Origin of the sequence: Limnobaculum eriocheiris, assembly GCF_021010575.1 — a bacterium.
Classification (GTDB): domain Bacteria; phylum Pseudomonadota; class Gammaproteobacteria; order Enterobacterales; family Enterobacteriaceae; genus Limnobaculum; species Limnobaculum eriocheiris.
In genome coordinates this window covers 1-13,978 of record NZ_JAJNAG010000013.1, presented here as the reverse complement: position 1 = coordinate 13,978, position 13,978 = coordinate 1, and the positions used below count along the sequence as shown (strand labels likewise).

12 protein-coding genes are annotated in these 13,978 nt (G+C 46.9%); 2 read left to right on the top strand and 10 right to left on the bottom strand.

Annotated elements, in window-relative coordinates; all coding sequences use genetic code 11:
- Window positions 1-321 precede the first annotated feature (321 nt).
- The 7 genes from carB to ribF all read right to left on the bottom strand — a co-directional run bounded on the left by carB (window position 322) and on the right by ribF (window position 11,526).
- Window positions 322-3,543: a carbamoyl-phosphate synthase large subunit gene (gene carB, locus LPW36_RS07835; RefSeq protein ID WP_230608931.1), complete on the bottom strand. Its 3,222-nt coding sequence runs from the start codon at window positions 3,541-3,543 to the stop codon at window positions 322-324.
- The gene (carA, locus tag LPW36_RS07830) at window positions 3,527-4,711 is read right to left on the bottom strand and encodes a glutamine-hydrolyzing carbamoyl-phosphate synthase small subunit (RefSeq protein WP_230608930.1); all 1,185 of its coding nucleotides are present in this window, start codon (window positions 4,709-4,711) and stop codon (window positions 3,527-3,529) included. Before carA ends, carB begins: the two co-directional genes overlap by 17 nt.
- A gap of 485 nt (window positions 4,712-5,196) precedes the next feature.
- Window positions 5,197-6,015, bottom strand: coding sequence for a 4-hydroxy-tetrahydrodipicolinate reductase (gene dapB / locus LPW36_RS07825; RefSeq protein ID WP_230608929.1), 819 nt, complete (start codon window positions 6,013-6,015; stop codon window positions 5,197-5,199).
- A gap of 200 nt (window positions 6,016-6,215) precedes the next feature.
- Window positions 6,216-7,160: a 4-hydroxy-3-methylbut-2-enyl diphosphate reductase gene (gene ispH / locus LPW36_RS07820; protein WP_230608928.1), complete on the bottom strand. Its 945-nt coding sequence runs from the start codon at window positions 7,158-7,160 to the stop codon at window positions 6,216-6,218.
- An 86-nt stretch (window positions 7,161-7,246) separates the two neighbouring features.
- The gene (lspA, locus tag LPW36_RS07815) at window positions 7,247-7,738 is read right to left on the bottom strand and encodes a signal peptidase II (protein WP_230608927.1); all 492 of its coding nucleotides are present in this window, start codon (window positions 7,736-7,738) and stop codon (window positions 7,247-7,249) included.
- A complete protein-coding gene (gene ileS, locus LPW36_RS07810) occupies window positions 7,738-10,554 on the bottom strand; it encodes an isoleucine--tRNA ligase (protein ID WP_230608926.1) in 2,817 nt (938 codons plus the stop codon). The genes lspA and ileS overlap by 1 nt, the downstream gene beginning before the upstream one ends.
- A 33-nt stretch (window positions 10,555-10,587) precedes the next feature.
- Entirely contained in the window at window positions 10,588-11,526 is a 939-nt protein-coding gene (ribF, locus tag LPW36_RS07805; protein WP_230608925.1) for a bifunctional riboflavin kinase/FAD synthetase, read from the bottom strand.
- Between the two features lie 372 nt (window positions 11,527-11,898).
- On the opposite strand from ribF, the gene rpsT reads away from it, so the two are divergent.
- Entirely contained in the window at window positions 11,899-12,159 is a 261-nt protein-coding gene (gene rpsT / locus LPW36_RS07800; protein WP_130592380.1) for a 30S ribosomal protein S20, read from the top strand.
- 91 nt (window positions 12,160-12,250) lie between these two features.
- Here the strand turns inward: rpsT and csgC are convergent, their stop codons facing one another.
- From csgC to LPW36_RS07785, 3 genes are all read right to left on the bottom strand, one after another.
- Window positions 12,251-12,577, bottom strand: coding sequence for a curli assembly chaperone CsgC (gene csgC / locus LPW36_RS07795; protein WP_230608924.1), 327 nt, complete (start codon window positions 12,575-12,577; stop codon window positions 12,251-12,253).
- Window positions 12,578-12,648: 71 nt separating this feature from the next.
- The gene (locus tag LPW36_RS07790; RefSeq protein WP_230608923.1) at window positions 12,649-13,095 is read right to left on the bottom strand and encodes a curlin; all 447 of its coding nucleotides are present in this window, start codon (window positions 13,093-13,095) and stop codon (window positions 12,649-12,651) included.
- Between the two features lie 53 nt (window positions 13,096-13,148).
- On the bottom strand, window positions 13,149-13,643 hold the full coding sequence (locus LPW36_RS07785) for a curlin (protein WP_230608922.1): 495 nt from the start codon (window positions 13,641-13,643) through the stop codon (window positions 13,149-13,151).
- A 262-nt stretch (window positions 13,644-13,905) separates the two neighbouring features.
- Here LPW36_RS07785 and LPW36_RS07780 point away from each other — a divergent pair.
- A partial coding sequence (locus LPW36_RS07780; RefSeq protein WP_338085959.1) for an IS1 family transposase occupies window positions 13,906-13,978 on the top strand: 73 nt, incomplete at its 3' end.

Below are 13,978 nucleotides of genomic sequence, written 5' to 3'. Positions count from 1 at the left end.
GAGAGAGAGGAAATAAACGGATAACCCTACCGTTTGCCGGACTTTCAAAAGTACCAGCTAGAATAACACTGATTTTTGAACCGCTTCAAACGCTCAGTTACTGTTTATTATAGTTTTTCAAGTTTAGATGCAGATTATCAAAGTGGCTAATTGCCACAGCACCTGGGGCAATGAAGATTTAGTCTGGCGTAAGTTTCGTCTACTAACAGTAAAGTGTATAAATTAGCCCTTGAGCCTGTGGCCGGACAAAGGGCGTTAAGGTCAAGAGCGCTATTCAGCCCTATGAATATAGGGCTGAATAGCCAAACTCATTGCTATTAACTACTTCAACAACTGATGCATCTCCTGAACGGAAATCACTTTCTCCGTAGGGTCCGCATTCATCGCCATCGTGGTCGCAAAACCGCCGTTTAGCGTGGTGTCATAGTGGACTTTATACTGAAGCGCACTGCGGCGAATCAACTTAGAGTCCTCAATGGCCTGACGCCCTTCGGTAGTGTTAACAATGTAGTTATACTCCCCATTCTTAATCCTGTCCTGAATGTGCGGGCGGCCTTCATGTACCTTATTCACCAGACGGGGGTTTATTCCCGCTTCGCCTAACACCACTGCTGTACCGTGAGTTGCATCCAGATCAAAGCCCTGTTTCAGCAGCTTGGCGGCTAAATCCACCACTCGAGCCTTATCCCCTTCGCGTACCGACAGTAATGCGCGACCGCGTGGGATACGGTTTGGACTACTGCCCAGCATCGCCTTAGAGAAGGCTTCAGCAAAGCTGCGGCCAACGCCCATCACTTCACCCGTCGAACGCATTTCTGGCCCCAGAATGGGGTCTACTCCCGGGAATTTGTTGAATGGCAACACCACTTCTTTTACCGAATAGTAAGGCGGGATCACTTCTTTGGTTACGCCTTGCTCCAGCAGTGATTTACCCGCCATCACCCGTGCAGCTACTTTTGCCAGCGGTACACCGGTTGCCTTAGAGACAAAAGGTACGGTACGAGCGGCCCGAGGGTTAACCTCAATCAGATAAACATCCTCTCCTTTTACCGCAAACTGCACGTTCATTAAGCCACGGACACAGAGTTCAAACGCCAGTTTTTCAACCTGTCTGCGCATTTCGTCCTGAATATCCTGATTTAGGGTATAGGCAGGTAAAGAACAGGCAGAGTCACCGGAGTGTACACCCGCTTGCTCGATGTGCTCCATAATGCCACCAATCAGCACACGTTCACCGTCACAGATAGCATCAACGTCAACTTCTATCGCATCATCCAAAAAGCGATCCAGCAGTACTGGTGCATCGTTGGAAACGCTAACCGCCGTCTGGAAGTAACGACGCAGGTCGGCTTCATCATAGACGATTTCCATCGCCCGTCCGCCCAGCACATAAGAAGGTCGAACCACCAGCGGATAACCGATACCGGCGGCTTTATCTACTGCCATTTCAATAGCAGATACCGTTGCGTTTGCCGGTTGTTTCAAGCCCAGGCGATGAACCGCCTGCTGGAAGCGCTCGCGATCTTCTGCCCGGTCTATGGCATCCGGCGAGGTACCAATAATTGGCACACCGGCAGCTTCTAATGAACGAGCCAGTTTTAATGGGGTTTGGCCACCATATTGCACGATAACACCGGCAGGTTGCTCGACCCGTACAATTTCCAGTACATCTTCTAAGGTAACCGGTTCAAAATAGAGACGATCCGAAGTATCATAGTCCGTTGAAACCGTTTCAGGGTTGCAGTTGACCATGATGGTTTCATAACCGTCTTCGCGCAGTGCCAGCGAAGCATGAACGCAGCAGTAGTCAAACTCAATCCCCTGCCCAATGCGGTTTGGACCACCGCCCAGCACCATAATTTTTGGGCGGTCATTGGTTGGGTTAGCCTCACACTCATCTTCATAGGTTGAGTACATATAGGCGGTATCCGTGGCGAACTCCGCCGCACAGGTATCTACCCGCTTATATACCGGATAAATACCGTGCTTATAGCGCAACTTACGCACTTCTGCTTCTGAGAAGCCAACCAGTTTAGCCAGACGCGCATCGGCAAAGCCTTTACGCTTCAGCAGGCGCATAAAATCATAGTCCAGGCCGTTAATGCCGCGTTCAGCCACCTGCTCTTCCAGACGAACCAGCTCTTCAATCTGAACCAGGAACCAGCGGTCAATGTTGGTCAGGTTAAAGATGCCGTCCACTGACATGCCTGCACGGAATGCGTCAGCAACATACCAGATACGCTCGGCACCTGCTTCTTTCAGTTCACGACGAATTCGGGTCAACGCTTCCGGGTCATCCAGACTCACTTTAGGATCAAATCCACTGGCTCCAACTTCAAGACCACGCAATGCTTTTTGCAGTGATTCCTGTTGGGTACGACCAATTGCCATCACTTCCCCGACGGATTTCATCTGAGTCGTCAGGCGGTCATTGGCACCGGCAAACTTCTCAAAGTTAAAGCGAGGAATTTTTGTCACAACATAGTCAATGGAAGGTTCGAATGATGCCGGTGTTCTGCCGCCGGTAATATCATTCATCAGCTCATCAAGGGTGTAACCAACCGCCAGTTTGGCGGCAATTTTGGCAATCGGGAAACCCGTTGCTTTAGAGGCCAACGCTGAAGAGCGGGACACCCGCGGGTTCATTTCGATAACGATCAGCCGACCATTTTTAGGATTCACCGAGAACTGTACGTTTGAACCACCGGTTTCCACACCAATCTCACGCAGTACTGCCATCGAGGCGTTACGCATGATCTGATACTCTTTATCAGTCAGGGTTTGCGCTGGCGCTACGGTAATTGAGTCACCGGTGTGAATACCCATAGCGTCAAAGTTTTCGATGGAGCAGACGATAATACAGTTATCGTTCTTGTCCCGAACCACTTCCATCTCATACTCTTTCCAGCCAATCAGCGACTCATCAATCAGCAGCTCTTTCGTTGGAGAAAGGTCCAGTCCGCGTTCGCAGATCTCTTCAAACTCTTCGCGGTTATAAGCGATACCGCCACCGGTTCCCCCCATGGTGAATGACGGACGAATAATGCAGGGGAACCCCACATCCGCAGCCACCGCATAGGCTTCTTCCATATTATGGGCAATACCGGAACGCGCCGTATCAAGACCAATCTTTTTCATCGCCTTATCAAAGCGCTGGCGATCTTCTGCTTTATCGATAGCATCGGCGGTGGCACCGATCATGGTGACACCGAATTCATCCAGTACACCCTTGCGCTCCAGTTCCAGCGCACAGTTAAGGGCGGTTTGTCCTCCCATGGTAGGCAGAACTGCATCCGGACGTTCTTTTTCAATGATTTTGCGTACTACTTCCCACTGGATAGGTTCGATATAGGTTGCATCAGCCATTTCCGGGTCAGTCATGATGGTGGCCGGGTTAGAGTTCACCAGAATCACCCGATACCCTTCCTCACGCAGTGCTTTACAGGCCTGAGCACCGGAGTAGTCAAACTCACAAGCCTGACCAATAACAATCGGGCCGGCACCAAGAATCAGGATGCTTTTTATATCAGTACGTTTTGGCATGGCTCAAGGCTCCTGATTTATTTTTAGCGGTAGAACGATAAGATTCAATCAGTTCGATAAAGTGGTCGAACAACGGTGCCGCATCATGTGGCCCCGGACTGGCTTCCGGGTGCCCCTGAAAACTAAACGCCGCTTTATCGGTACGATGGATACCCTGCAATGTTCCATCAAACAAAGACTTATGAGTAATGCGTAAATTAGGAGGTAAGGAGAATTCATCGACCGCGAAACCATGGTTTTGTGCAGTGATCATAACGCTATTTGCATCAAGATCTTTCACCGGGTGGTTCCCCCCGTGATGACCAAATTTCATTTTGATGGTTTCAGCGCCGGAAGCCAAAGCCAGCAACTGGTGCCCCAGACAGATACCGAATACCGGAATATCCGTTTTCAGTAACTGGCTGATAGCCTTAATTGCATAGTCACAAGGTGCCGGATCTCCCGGTCCGTTCGACAGGAACACACCATCCGGATTCAGTTTCAGAACTTCTTCCGCAGGGGTTTGTGCCGGAACCACCGTCAGGCGACAACCGCGATCCACCAGCATTCTGAGAATATTACGTTTTACACCATAGTCATAAGCCACAACGTGATAAGGCAACTCACTGTCATTTTTTACCGCAGGTAAATCATTTTCCAGCGTCCAACTGCCCTGAGCCCAACGGTAGGACTCTTTGGTTGTCACTTCTTTGGCTAAATCCATTCCCTTCAGCCCCGGGAAAGCGCGTGCTTTTTCCAGCGCCAGTTGAGCGTCCGGTTGGTCACCGACAATTATGCAGCCGTTTTGTGCCCCTTTCTCTCTGAGTAAGCGAGTCAATTTGCGAGTGTCAATATCAGCAATAGCAACGATATTGTGGCGTTTCAGGTATTCGGACAATCCTTCCTGATTGCGGTAGTTACTGGCAATCAGCGGCAAATCACGAATGATTAATCCCTGAGCATGAACTGAAGCGGATTCTTCATCTGAAGAGTTCGTGCCGACATTTCCAATATGGGGATAAGTAAGAGTAACAATTTGGCGGGAATAAGATGGGTCAGTAAGGATTTCTTGATAACCGGTCATTGAGGTATTAAAAACAACTTCCCCAATTGCCACCCCTTTGGCCCCGATGGCCCGACCATGAAATTGGGTTCCGTCTTCCAGAACCAGTAGCGCTGTCTTACTCAAAACACCCTCCTAGAATAAACAGTCACAAAATATGCATATTAATTCACAACTATACCTTTTAAAAAGGCACAAAAAAAGCCTTGCTGGCAAATTTTGGGCAAATTGTGCGCATTCTAATGATCGAACTGTCTCTTGTCTACCGAAACACACATTTTTTGTTAGCTTTTTAGCAATTCAACATAAAAATTGAGATGTAACGGCAAAAATCATCAATAAACCATACTTAGAAAACGATTGCTAAAGTATATGATAGAACAAAATGATATTTGAATGGAAAAAAGAGAAATTCGAACAATAAAATGAGACCAAAAGATAAAAAATGAGGCTTAATTTATAAAAACACAATCAATTATATAAAAACAATAAATAACATCAATAAATAAAAAATTAACACATTTATTACTTTATTGTCAATAAGTTATAAATTTATTTTAAATGGGTTATTAAAATAAAATCCCAATAACCCATGAATAAACAAACAAAAACTAATCATTCAGTGATAAAACATCACGCATGCTATATAAGCCAGAGTCATGTTGACCTAACCAGGCGGCAGCCCTTACAGCACCGTTGGCGAAAGTCATTCGACTGGAGGCTTTATGAGTAATCTCAACTCGCTCACCAATGTCAGCAAACATCGCCGTATGTTCTCCCACAATATCGCCCGCTCTCAGGGTAGCAAATCCGATAGTTTCACGGGGACGCTCACCGGTATACCCTTCCCGGCCATATACCGCACAGGTTTTTAAGTCTCTGCCAAGAGTATCGGCAATAACCTCACCCATAGCCAACGCAGTACCTGAAGGGGCATCCACTTTATGGCGATGGTGAGCCTCAATGATTTCAATGTCCGTATAATCGCCCATGACCTTTGCGGCCTGCTCCAGTAATTTAAGCACCAGATTAACCCCAACGCTAAAATTAGCAGCAAATACAACAGGAATTTCAGTTGAAGCCTGCTGGATAACAGCTTTACCTGCATCATCAAATCCGGTGGTACCAATAACCATTGCCTTATGATGATGGCGACAAAAAGAGATATGTTCCAGGGTGCCTTCAGGACGGGTGAAATCAATAAACACATCAAAATCTTTCGCTACCGCTTCCAGATTATCGCTAACCCGAATGCCTGTCTGACCAATAGCAGCCAGTTCACCGGCATCAACACCTACCAGTGACGAACCGCACCGTTCCAATGCGGCTCCTAACGTTACGTTTTCTGCCTGATGAACAGCCTGAATAAGCTGACGCCCCATTCTTCCACCGGCACCGGCAATCGCAATCCTAACCTGCTTATTGGTCATAATAATCCTCTGAATTTTTATTCTGTAACTAATTTGTCTATCAGATTAACGTTCACCCTGAACGCTGACAAATAAATTTACTAATTATGCCGAACTAATTAAAAGCTCATCTTATATTGGTAGAAATAGGTAATTATTAAAATAAAAACGGGCTGAAGATATCAGCCCGCCAGTGTTTTGCTTAAAACAGCCGCCCGAATTTAATCAACCTGCTTAACTCTAAGCTCTTTCGGCACTTCAAATACGATACTCTCTTCACGCCCTTCCATTTCTACCGCAGCATCGCCCCCCAGAGAACGCAGACGGGTAATCACCGCCTGGACCAAAACATCAGGGGCAGAAGCGCCCGCCGTCACGCCAACAGAACTCAGGTTTTTTACCCAGCCTTCCTGAATATCCTCTGCTGTATCAATCAGATAGGCAGGTTTACCAATACGTTGAGCCAGTTCAGCTAAACGGTTTGAGTTAGATGAGTTTTTTGAACCAACCACCAGTACCATATCCGATTGCAGGGCCAAATTACGCACGGCTTCCTGACGATTGGTGGTGGCATAACAAATATCATCTTTACGCGGGCCGATAATATCCGGAAAACGCTCACGCAACGCATCAATTACATCGAAAGTATCATCAACGGACAGTGTTGTTTGCGTCATAAAGCAGAGATTCTTCTCGTTTTTGACTTTTAGCTGCCACACATCTTCCGGTGACTCCACCAAATACATTCCACCGTCCTGATTGCTGTACTGCCCCATAGTGCCTTCCACTTCAGGATGCCCCGCATGGCCAATCAAAATGGCTTCCCGGCCTTTACGGCTGGCGCGAGCCACTTCCATATGAACTTTAGTCACCAGCGGGCAAGTGGCATCAAACACCTTCAAGTCACGGGCTTTAGCCTCTGCACGAACCGCCTGAGATACACCATGAGCGGAAAAAATCAGAATCGCACCGTCGGGAACTTCATTAAGTTGCTCAATAAATACCGCGCCGCGATCGCGCAGGCTGTCAACAACATAACGGTTATGTACCACTTCATGGCGTACATAAATTGGAGCGCCATAAATCTCCAGCGCACGTTCAACAATACTGATAGCCCGGTCGACTCCTGCACAGAAACCTCGCGGATTGGCTAACAATATCTGCATTTTCACTCTCCAAGTATATAGACGGTGTAGTCAGCAACCTTGCTGGCTACACCGTTAATAAAACCGTTACATCACTGTGACTTGTATTACGCCGGGTTCTTTTTCTCTTTTTTAGAGAAAATAAAACCTTCTAACACCACCATCACTGCTCCGATGCATATTGCACAGTCAGCAACGTTAAAAGTCGGGTAGTGCCAGTCGCCAATGAAAAAATCAAAAAAGTCGACAACAAAACCATGGTACAGGCGGTCGAATAAGTTACCCAAGGCTCCACCAATAATCAGAGCAAAAGCAATATTGCTCCATTTCGCGGTTGCCGCAGTACGATACATCATCACCATTAATACGATGGTAATGGTTATTGCCACGGCTGCCAATGCCCAGCGCTGTCCCATAAAAGAACTAAACGCAGCGCCATAATTTCTCGCATAGTAGAAATTAAAAAACGGTAACCAATCTACCGACTCGCCCAGGCGGAAATTCTTTACCACCCAAAATTTACTGACCAGGTCGACAATCAGAACGACAACCGCCAGCCATAGCCAGCGGAGCCCGGTAGAACCAATAGATTTACTCATCAGGCAAACTTACGCTCTTCACCATTGCCAGCAACGTTAGTTACACAGCGACCACAAAGATCCGGATGTTCTGCATTTTGACCAACATCCAGCGTATAGTGCCAGCAACGAGGGCATTTATTACCCTGAGCTTTAGCCAGCCCAACTTTCAGGCCTTTCATCATTTCGCCTGGCTGTGCCTCTGCCGTTGCCTGAGCCATCGGCTCAACTTTAGCACCGGAAGTCAGCAGCACAAAACGCAGCTCATCTTTAAGCGCATTTAGCTTATCCGCCAAATCAGAATCCGCAAATAAAGTGACTGATGCTTCAAGAGAGCCGCCCAGTTGCTTATCGTTACGCGCCTGCTCCAGCACTTTGTTCACTTCACCGCGAACTTTCAGCAATTCGTCCCAATAGCTATCATTCATACTTTCGCCATCGGCCAGACCAAACAGTCCCTGATACCACTCACCGGTAAACACAAACTTTTCACGTTCACCCGGCAGGTAGTTCCAGATCTCATCAGCGGTGAACGACATAACCGGCGCCATCCAGCGAACCAGCGCTTCAGCGATATGATACAACGCAGTCTGGCAGCTACGGCGCGCCAGACTATCGCCTTTTGCGGTGTACTGACGATCTTTGATGATGTCCAGATAGAAGGAACCCATTTCAACAGAACAGAACTGCATCAGGCGTTGAATCACCACGTGGAAATCGTAATTATCATAACTGGCAGCAATTTCATTTTGCGCAGCCAGAGCACGCCCCACCGCCCAACGATCCAGCACTACCATCTCTTCTGGTTTCACCATATCTTTTGCCGGATCAAAACCATTCAGGTTAGCCAGCAGGAAGCGTGCAGTATTACGAATACGACGATAAGCATCCGCCGAGCGTTTTAAAATTTCATCGGATACTGCAATTTCACCGGTGTAGTCCGTTGAGGCTACCCACAGACGAAGGATATCACCACCCAGCTTATTCATTACGTCCTGAGGGCTAATGGTGTTACCGATAGATTTCGACATTTTACGACCCTGACCATCCACGGTAAAGCCGTGAGTCAGAACCTGACGATAAGGCGCTTTGCCTTTCATCGCCGTTGAGATCATCAGGGAAGACATAAACCAACCGCGATGCTGGTCTGAACCTTCCAGATACATATCCGCGCTGTGACCATGAAACTCAGGGCGTACATCGACCACCGAAGAGTGAGTTGAGCCGGAGTCAAACCAAACATCCAGCGTATCCGGAACCTTCACATAATTATCGGCCTCTTCACCCAGTACATCTTTAGGATCAAGATCCCACCATGCCTGAATACCCTGTTGTTCAACACGTTGAGCCACCTGCTCCATAATCTCTAAGGCACGAGGATGCAGCTCATCCGTCTCTTTATGAACGAACAACGACATTGGCATACCCCAGGTACGCTGGCGAGAAATACACCAGTCAGGGCGGTTTGCCACCATGTTTTCGATACGAGCCTGACCCCAATCCGGGATCCAACGAACGCCTTTGATCTCTTTCAGAGACTGCTTGCGTAAGCCATTCTGATCCATGCTGATAAACCACTGAGGTGTCGCACGGAATATAATTGGTGACTTATGACGCCAGCAGCATGGATAGCTGTGCAGCACTTTCTCAACGTGCAGTAAAGCACCCTGCTCACGTAACATTTCAACAATCACATCGTTGGCTTTAAATACGTTCAGGCCATCAAGTCCCGCACCGGTTCCTGACAGATAGCAACCATCCGGACCGACCGGGTTAGCCACTTCTAACTGATACTTTTGACCAATGACATAGTCATCAGGACCATGACCCGGGGCAGTATGTACCGCACCGGTACCGGTATCCAGCGTCACATGCTCACCCAGAACGATGGGTACATCAAAATTCAGGAATGGGTGTTTAAAGCGCATCAGCTCTAAATCAGCACCTTTAGCACTGCCCAGAACTATCCAGCTATCGATAGCGGCGCGTTTCATCACGCTTTCAACCAGATCGGCGGCCAGAATCAGATTTTCATTTCCAACCTGCACCAGCTGATATTCAAACTCAGGATGCAGAGAAATAGCGCGGTTTGCCGGTAAGGTCCACGGAGTGGTGGTCCAAATAACCACATTAACCGGGCCAGACACCTGACAGATGCCAAATTGTGCAGCAACGGCAGCGGGATCAACGGCAGCAAAACGCACATCAATCGAAGGTGAGGTTTTGTCATAATATTCGACTTCGGCTTCAGCCAGAGACGAACGACAGTCAATACACCAGTGCACAGGTTTAGCGCCTTTGTGCAAGTGCCCATTACCGATAATTTTTGACAGGGAACGAATGATATTGGCTTCAGTTTTATATTCCATCGTCAGGTATGGGCGATCCCAGTCACCCAATACGCCTAAACGGATAAAATCTTTTTTCTGACCTTCAACCTGTTCCGCTGCATAGTCACGACAAGCTTTACGGAATTCCGCCGCGCTGATTTTCTCTCCCGGCTTACCTACCAGTTGTTCCACTTTCAGCTCAATTGGCAACCCATGACAGTCCCAACCCGGTACGTATGGCGCATCATATCCAGCCATGCTTTTTGACTTGATAATAATGTCTTTGAGAATTTTATTTACCGCATGACCAATATGAAGGCTGCCGTTTGCGTAAGGAGGGCCATCGTGAAGAATAAAGGTTTTCTTCCCTTTTTTGGCCTGGCGAATCGCACCATAAAGGTCAGATTCATACCAATGTTTTAGCATATCCGGTTCACGCTTGGCTAAATCGCCGCGCATTGGAAAACCGGTTTCCGGCAAATTCAACGTGTTCTTATAGTCAGTCATTCGATTCTCGGTTCCCTATCTCTCGGCTAGATATTAAGTCCGTACCGCTTGCCCAAAATATTCACGGGCGGTCACGACATCATTTTCAATCTGCTGTTTTAAAGCGTCCAGTGAGGCAAAACGCTGCTCACTGCGTAATTTTTCTCTGATTACTACATCAATATGGCGCCCATACAGGTCCATATCAACATCTAATAAATGTACTTCAAGCTGTTGGCGCACACCGGAAACCGTAGGTCGGTTGCCAATATTGGCAACGCCGGGTAATGGCTTATCCGCTAATCCCTGTACTTCTACGGCATACACTCCCTTAATTGGTGCTACCAGCCGCTTAATGGGAAGATTGGCGGTAGGAAAACCAATGGTTCTCCCCAGCTCATCACCGTGAACGACTCGCCCACACATACTATATGGTCGACCAAGTAAAGACTCCGCCAGCGCCAGATTATCATCCTGCAACGCCTGACGAATGATGGTACTACTGATTCGCGTACCCGATTCGCAAAAACTTTCGCTATCGGCGACAGAGAAACTAAAGGTTTCTCCGGCGGTTTTCAGCAAAGAGAAATCTCCCTGCCGCTTCGCCCCAAAGCGAAAATCATCGCCAACCATTAAAAACTTAACACCCAACAGATCCACCAGCAATTGGGAAATGAATTGTTCTGCACTGTTTGCCGCAAAAACCGCATCAAACTTCACACACAGCAGATAATCGATACCGGCCTGTGCCAGATACTTACACTTATCGCGCAGGCGTGTCAGCCTTGCCGGTGCCTGCTGTGGAGCAAATAGTTCCAACGGCTGGGGCTCAAAGATCATCACCATGGTTGACAGACCCAATCGCTTCCCTTCTCGTTTTAACTGACGTAATAACGCCTGATGTCCAAGATGAACGCCGTCAAAATTACCGATCGTCAAAACACACCCGTGGTGACGAGGTCGGATATTGTGTATACCGCGAATCAGCTCCATAATCAGTTTTGGGCTCTGTACAGTTGGAAACCATCGATTATAGCAACAGCCGCGCCTAAGGTTAACCCGCGATTACGCGATAAACGAAAATCTTCTGTGGTTTATGGACTTGAGGCGTTAATCTACCGATAAATATACAGTAATGCCTATATCTTCAGCATCCGCATAAAGAAAACGCGTTAATTACTGTATTCTGTTGTATAAAGCTGTTAGAATTCTGCGCCATCGATAACCGCGGTGTCGCCCCTTCTTTTTAGTGATAAAGAGAAAATGGCGGCGCTAATTTGCACAAATCCGTTGACAAAAGAAGGTCGAAAGGGCATATTCCTTCGCCTTTAGAATGTCCTCAAGAAACTATTTGGGAGTTGGACCTTGGCTAATATCAAATCAGCTAAGAAACGCGCCATCCAATCTGAGAAGCGCCGCAAGCATAACGCTAGCCGTCGCTCCATGATGCGTACCTTCATCAAGAAAGTACAAATGGCGATTACAGCAGGTGACAAAGCTGCTGCTCAGGCAGCATTTAATGACATGCAACCAATTGTTGACCGTCAGGCAGCAAAAGGCTTAATTCACAAGAATAAAGCTGCGCGTCATAAGTCAAACCTGACTGCACAAATCAACGCTATGTAATAATGTTGAGCGTTTCTTAAAAAAACCGGCGATGCCGGTTTTTTTATGTCTGTAATTTGGCGAAGCTCAACAAAGCCTCTGTAATGAAAGGTCACATTTTAGAGGACGAACTCCATTGCTTCTTCATCTCGATATTACCGCCATTGCTTAACGTCACGGTAATATTCACCCGATCGTCCTGAGAAATATTCAGCTTCATTTGCCCAAGGGCACGTTCCTTTTTACCTTCCAGTGAAATATGACTTTGTTGAAGGCTACGGCTCTCGCCCTGACTTCCCTTACGTTGAACTTCTATTGAGACAGTACATTCGCAATTGCTATCAAGATTTACCATGGGTGTAATAGTATAGTTTCCGGCGTCCTGCTGCGTACTAAACCAAAGCTGGTTACTGAGGGCTGCGGCAAGTAAAAAAGACATAATGACTCCTCAGGAAAAACCATAAAACAAAACAGGGCCATGGCCCTGTTTTTACATAGAAAGAACCAAACTTAGTGTTGGTTAGAGTATGCAACGTTACCTGCACCAGCCTGAGTAACGGAGATTAAGCCACCGTCATAGCTTTGTGATGCGCCAGAAACGTTACCACTGCCACTTTGAGAAACGTAGATTGCTGCTTTATTGGCAGTTTGTGCCGCTACGCTCAGGTTATCATTACCAAATTGGTCAACGTTGATCAGACTATTGTCACCGCTTTGATTGCTGTATGACTTGTTGCGATCGCCACGTTGTTCAATATCGGTTAAAGATTTATAAGCCTGGGTTTGGCTGGTATCGGCAAAGTTGCTGGTACCGGCCTGATAGATACGAATTTCAGCAGATGCTGAGGTATACTGAGGCACAGTTGGAGTTGGTGGTGTAGGAGGGTCATAATGACCAGCCATAGCACTGCCAGAAAGAACTAATGATGTTAACGCAAGAATTTTCCACAGTTTCATGATACTACCCCGTCGTATATAGGCTTTCTATGATTATCAAAAAACAGTCATTCTTAGTGTTGAGTCACTCGAATGGCCATTCCTGACGAATTTTGTATAACACCGGCAGACCGGTTTACACCATTTTGAATAATTTGCGTTACGTTCCCTTTACCCTTTTGGATAATATAAGCTTCATTATCAAAATCTGATTGCACAATAGACGCTGAATTTGCCGCACCAGCTTGTGCTATATAAGCCACATTGTTAGCATCGGCCTGAATAATTTCAGCGTTATTTGCGATTCCTCTTTGAGCCATAATGGCCGTATTATTGCTTCCCGATTGTCTGACCTGCGCCAGATTGCCTCCCCCCTTTTGTACAACAACTGCCAGGTTGGAAGTTCCGTTTTGCACAATATTTGCCTGATTCCCGTGCCCCACAACGGTTCCCCGATTCATCTGATAATCTGATGAAATAAATTCGGAACCTGCCATGTCATATTGAGCCTGAGCCAACGATGTGCCAGAAACAGAAAGCAACGCTAATACACACATTAATCTTTTCATTTTGTCACCCAACCAAATCTAAAGGGGCTGACTTAACCATAAGCATGAAGAATAAAATAAATTGCTTCATTCGATATAATCACCATCATGATTACTCACTTCATCACATAATGATTTGAGTATGCAATCGCTCAAAAATAAAAAACTCACCTACTTTTCGTATTTTTTAAATTCCGTATTGCTACAAAAGTTTTAGAAGGAGTTAAAACTCGGTCGTGACGCATATTTAGTGTTGTGGTATTCTTCGCCCTTTGGATGATTGATGGCAAAGATTGATGTAGTTTGTCCCCGCTGTTCTGAAACGAGTGATGTGATCCGAAACGGTCATTCCACCT